At 70.5% G+C, this 4,916-nt stretch carries 5 protein-coding genes; 1 reads left to right on the forward strand and 4 read right to left on the reverse strand.

Annotation, left to right across the window (positions count from 1 at the left end; genetic code table 11):
• From nrfD to APM_RS12310, 4 genes are all read right to left on the reverse strand, one after another.
• Positions 1-1,015 (reverse strand): NrfD/PsrC family molybdoenzyme membrane anchor subunit (nrfD, locus tag APM_RS12295; RefSeq protein WP_007423705.1); only part of this gene is annotated, 1,015 nt, incomplete at its 3' end.
• Between the two features lie 27 nt (positions 1,016-1,042).
• Entirely contained in the window at positions 1,043-1,585 is a 543-nt protein-coding gene (locus tag APM_RS12300; protein WP_007423706.1) for a 4Fe-4S dicluster domain-containing protein, read from the reverse strand.
• Entirely contained in the window at positions 1,585-3,780 is a 2,196-nt protein-coding gene (locus tag APM_RS12305; RefSeq protein ID WP_007423707.1) for a molybdopterin-dependent oxidoreductase, read from the reverse strand. The genes APM_RS12300 and APM_RS12305 overlap by 1 nt, the downstream gene beginning before the upstream one ends.
• Before the next feature lie 104 nt (positions 3,781-3,884).
• Positions 3,885-4,130: a hypothetical protein gene (locus APM_RS12310; protein WP_039888532.1), complete on the reverse strand. Its 246-nt coding sequence runs from the start codon at positions 4,128-4,130 to the stop codon at positions 3,885-3,887.
• Between APM_RS12310 and APM_RS12315 the strand changes: the two genes are divergently transcribed.
• Positions 4,129-4,916 (forward strand): sulfurtransferase (locus tag APM_RS12315; RefSeq protein WP_007423708.1); only part of this gene is annotated, 788 nt, incomplete at its 3' end. The genes APM_RS12310 and APM_RS12315 overlap by 2 nt on opposite strands.

A 4,916-nucleotide genomic window follows, 5' to 3' on the forward strand; every position in this document is an offset into this window, starting at 1 on the left:
CGCCGTCATGGCGCAGGCGGTCGAGCAGGGCGGCGTTGAACTGGTTGTGGAAGCTCCGCCAGCCGGTCTGCTGCCCGGCGGTGACGACGATGTCGCGCAGCAGGAACCCGCCGACCAGCACCAGCACCGAGGCGGTGCCGGCCAGCAGCGCGATCGGCCGGCGCCAGCTCGCCGCCTCCATCAGCAGCGGCAGCGCGAGGCCGAGCGCCATGAACCCGACCCAGAACAGCCCGGTCAGCGCCCCGCCCAGCAGCAGCGCCACCGCCGCCTGCTGCAACGCATTGCCGTTGAGCATGTCGATCAGGAACAGCCCGATCAGCGCCATCTCCGCCAGGATCAGCCCGAGATCGATCCGCCCGAACAGGTGCCGCTCCTTCACCGTGCGCGCGCCGAGAACGATCACCGCCGCCCCGGTCGACATGCCCGAGACCAGGAACAGCGGCCCGAGCAGCGCCGAATGCCAGAACGGCCGCGCGTTGAACCCCGAGAGCAGCACGCCGGTATAGACGCAGAGCGCGATCCCGAGCGCGACGTTCACCGCCGCCACCGCCCGCCGCGCCGCGACGCTCAGCCCGATCACCCGCCCCGCCAGCGCGCCGATCGCGGGCAGCCTCCGCAGCCATCGCGCCAGCGGCGGAAACCCGGCATCGATCCCGCCCAGCGCCATCAGCGCCAGCGCCGGCATCACCAGCAGCAATATCCACGATCCCCACGACATCGGCGAGGTCACATGCAGGACCGTGTAGAACCGCCACACATTGATCTTGCGCTCGAGGTCGAGGAACAGCGCGCCGAGCCCGACCGCCAGCAGCACCAGCGCCACCAGCGGCGCGCGCCGCGCGGCGAAGGGCGCATCCTCGTCCCGCCGCCCGAGGATCACCGCGCCCGAGCACAGCATCATCCCGCCCGCCAGCCCGCCGAGAAACAGATAGGTCGCGATCTGCCATCCCCAGATCGCCAGATGCGGCTCGACGCGGGGATTCGCCAGAACGCTCGCCAGAACCTCTTCACGCATCCGCCCGTCCTCCGTCCGCCATCCGCACTAACGCAGGTAGAACACGTTGGGCTGGTTGCCGGTCTCCGGCGCCAGCACGTAATGCGCGCGCGTGGCGAGCAGCCGGCTGACCGCGCTGCCCGGATCGTCCAGCAGCCCGAAATGCATCGCATGCGCCGGGCAGGTCGCCACGCAGGCCGGGTCCTCGCCATACTGCACCCGATGGACGCAGAAGGTGCATTTGCCGATATAGCCCTGCGGTTCCATGATCAGCCGGGAATCGTAGGGGCAGGCGGCGATGCACGCCTTGCAGCCGGTGCAGCGCGTCGCATCGACCACCACGATGTTGCTGCCGTTCCAGTACTGGCTCGCCCCGGTCGGGCAGGCGTCGACGCAGGTCGCGTGCGAGCAGTGATTGCACCGCTCCGAGCGGAATTCCGTCTTCAGCTCCGGATACCGCCCCTCGGTGATCTCCACCACCCAGTCATAGCACAGCCCCTCCGGCACGTTGTTTTCCATCCGGCAGGCATCGACGCAGTCGGTGCAGCCGATGCAGGTCTTCGTGTCGATCACCATGGCGAAATGCGGCATCACGCGCTCTCCTTGCGGAACGTCACGAAATTGCCCCGCATGCCGGTGCCGCCCATGATCGGGTCGTAGAGCACCCGCGTCATCAGCGCCGAATCATCGGCGCCGCGCCCGCGCGCGAGCGAAAGCCCCGGCGCCGTATGGCCGAACCCGTGCACCAGCCACACCGAATCCGGCCGCGTCCGCTCGGTCACCCGCACCCGCACCTTGTTGCTCACCACCCCGTCCTGGTTCACCAGCCGGACATAGGTTCCGTTGCGAATGCCGAAGCGCCGCGCCGCCGTCGGATGGATCCACACCAGGTTCTCCGGCATCAGCTGGTAGAGCACGGGATTGTTCTGCGTGCGGCTGAAACTGTGCTGCGGCGCGCGGCCGTAATTGAGGTGGAAATGATCCGCCGGCGGCGCCTCCGGCCGCGTGTAGCGCGGCAGCGGATCGAACCCCGCCTGCTGCAAGGTTGCCGAAAACAACTCGATCTTTCCGCTCGGCGTCGCGAAGCGCGGCGTCTCCCCCGGCGCGAAATACGCCGGCGTCCGCCGCGGGAACGCCCTGATCCCGGTCGTCTCCAGCTCCTTCAGCGAGGAGCCGACCTGGCGCAGCTGCCAGTCGATCACCTCGGTGTAATCCGTCCACGGGAAATACCGCCCAAGGCCGAGCCGCGTGCCGATCTCGCGTGCGATCCACCATCCCGGCTTCGACTCCCCGCGCGGCGGCAGCGCCGGTGCCCGCAGCGCGAGCGCGGGATACCGCTCGCCGCTGTTGCGCAGCGGGTCGTGCCGTTCGAGATACGAGCATTCCGGCAGCACCACATCGGCATAGCCGGTCACCTCGGCCGGCTGCACGTCGACCGCGACGATCAGCTCCAGCGACTGCGCGGCCGCGTCCAGCGTCCTGCGGATTCCGGGCATCGTCATCGGCAGGTTGGTGTCGTAGACGATCAGCCCCTTGTAATGCGCGTCCGCCCCGTGCGCGTTGTCGAGAATGACATTGGTGACCGGCGCGCCCGCCAGCGGAAACACCGGCAGCGCGATCTCCCGCCACGAGGTCTTCGGCACCGGATAGGCGGGCACCGGATAGGCGGGCAGGGCGACGCTCTCCGGCAGGTAATAGCCGCCCTCGCGGCCCCAGATCCCGAGCAGCCCGGCGAGGATCGCCATCGCCCGCGCCCGCTGCGTGTCGTCGCCCCACCAGGTCGAGTGCCGGCCCGGATGCACCACCGTCGCCGGCGCCGCCGCCGCCATCAGCCGCGCCGTCTCGCGGATCAGCGCGGGCTCGATCCCGGTCTCGCCATAGGCCCATTCCGGCGTGAACGGCGCGACATGCGCGCACAGCGCCTCCAGCCCCACCGTGTTCCGCGCCACATATCCGGCATCGTAGCGCCGCTCCGCGAGAATCACGTTCATCCACGCCAGCAGCAGCGCGATATCGGTGCCGGGGCGGATCGGCAGCCAGTGATTCGCCTTCCCCGCCGCGACCGAGAAGCGCGGATCGACGACGATGATCGTCGCATCGTTGCGGATGCCGTCGGTGAAGGTCCGCACCTGGCTGTTGTGCAGGTTCTCGCCGATATGCGTGCCGATCAGCACGATGCAGCGCGCCTTCGCCATGTCGGTCTGCTCGGGCGAGCCGAAGCCCTGACCGAACGTCAGGAAGAACCCGGTGTCGCGCGGCCCGCGGCACTGCGCGAAGGCCGGCTCGGCGATGCTGTCCGAACCGAAGGCGCGCACCAGATGGCTGAAATGCGCCGCCCCCGGCCCGTGCACGAGCGCCGCCAGCCGGTCCGGCCCGTGCTCGCGCGCGATCTTCTCCATCCGCTCGGCCACGAGCCCCAGCGCGTTGTCCCAGCTCGCCACCTCGAAGCGCTGGTCCGCCCCCTTGCCCATCCGCACCAGCGGCCGCACCAGCCGGTTCGGATCGTAATAGGCGCCGACCCCGCCGGTCCCGCGCGTGCAGAGCCGGCCCTCGCAATGCGCATCCTCCGGGTTGCCGGTGATCTTCCACAGCCGCTCGCCGCGCGTGTGAACCTTCGCGGCACAGGCCCAGAAGCAGATATTGCAGACGGTCGGGGTTTCCGTCGCCGGCGCCTCGGTCATCATCCTTTGCCACTCGGCGGGGCGGCTGCACCCGGCGAGGGTCGGGCCGAGCAGCGCGGCCGAGGCGACGGCGGAACTCATCCTGATGAAATCGCGTCTCTGCATGCCGCCTTTTCCATCCCCGCGATGCCGGCGGCTCGGGCGCGCCGCCCGTCATCGCCGGCAACCTGGCGTTCGACGGCCGAACCGCCTCATCCGCATGGATGAAGTCAATAAAGCCGCCGATCGTCGCCCGCATTGACCTGCGTCAACGCCTTGCCGCCGCGCATCCAATATTGAACAGCGCGATGCGGTTGCTGCGGCTTCATTTGTCCGCGCGCGCATCGTGATGACGGCGCAACGCCGCGCCGCGGCTCGGCAATGCCGCCCGGCGCGCGAGGAAGGAGCGGAACTTTCATGAACATGCAGACGAGAACAGCCGCCTTGGCCACGGCCCGGCCGGCCGCCGCGATCATGGCATCGCTTTCCGCCGCGGCACTCGGCATCGCGGTGCTGGGCCTCGCCGCCACCGCGCCCGCCCGCGCCGCGCCCGCCTCATCCGCGCCGCCGCTGGTCGATGCCGCCTGGCTGCGCGCCCACCTGCACGACCGCGGCCAGGTCATCCTCGAGGTCTACGACACCGCCACCCAGCGCCCGGCCTACGAGGCCGGCCACATTCCCGGCGCCGTCTTCACCGGCTTCCTCAACGATGGCTGGCGCGTCCCGCGCGACGGCATCCCCGGCATGCTGCCCCCGCCGGAGCAGATCGCCGGCGTCATCGGCCATTTCGGCATCGGCAACGCGACCCGCGTCATCATCGTCCCCGCCGGCCGCGCCCGCGGCGACTTCAACGCCGCCGCCCGCGTGTTCTGGACGCTGCGCATGGAAGGTGCCGACAACGCCTCGATCCTCAACGGCGGCGACCGCGCCTGGTTCGCCGACCCGGCCGATCCGGTCGCCCGCGGCAATGTTCCCCTCCGCCCCGCCGTCTTCGTCCCGCATCCCACCACCGAATATCTCGCGACGATGCCGATGGTGCGCGCGACGCTCGACAGCCACGCCGCCCAGCTGGTCGATGCCCGTCCCCCCGCCCAGTTCGAGGGCCGGGTCAGGGCGCCGGTCGATGCCCGCGCCGGCACGCTGCCCGGCGCGCGCAACCTGCCCTTCTCGGCGGTGCTGACCGCCGATGGCGAGGGCGTGCGCCCGATGCCCGAACTCGCCCAGGCGCTGCACCGCGCCGGCGTCGAGCGCGGCGCGCCGTC

The sequence above is a fragment of the Acidiphilium sp. PM genome (assembly GCF_000219295.1).
Classification (GTDB): Bacteria; Pseudomonadota; Alphaproteobacteria; order Acetobacterales; family Acetobacteraceae; genus Acidiphilium; species Acidiphilium multivorum.

Bases quoted from the DNA above. Each gene is read 5' to 3' on its own strand.
- APM_RS12305 (WP_007423707.1), bottom strand. From the start codon at position 3,780: ATGCAGAGACGCGATTTCATCAGGATGAGTTCCGCCGTCGCCTCGGCC.
- APM_RS12300 (WP_007423706.1), bottom strand. From the start codon at position 1,585: ATGCCGCATTTCGCCATGGTGATCGACACGAAGACCTGCATCGGCTGC.
- APM_RS12310 (WP_039888532.1), bottom strand. From the start codon at position 4,130: ATGATCGCGGCGGCCGGCCGGGCCGTGGCCAAGGCGGCTGTTCTCGTC.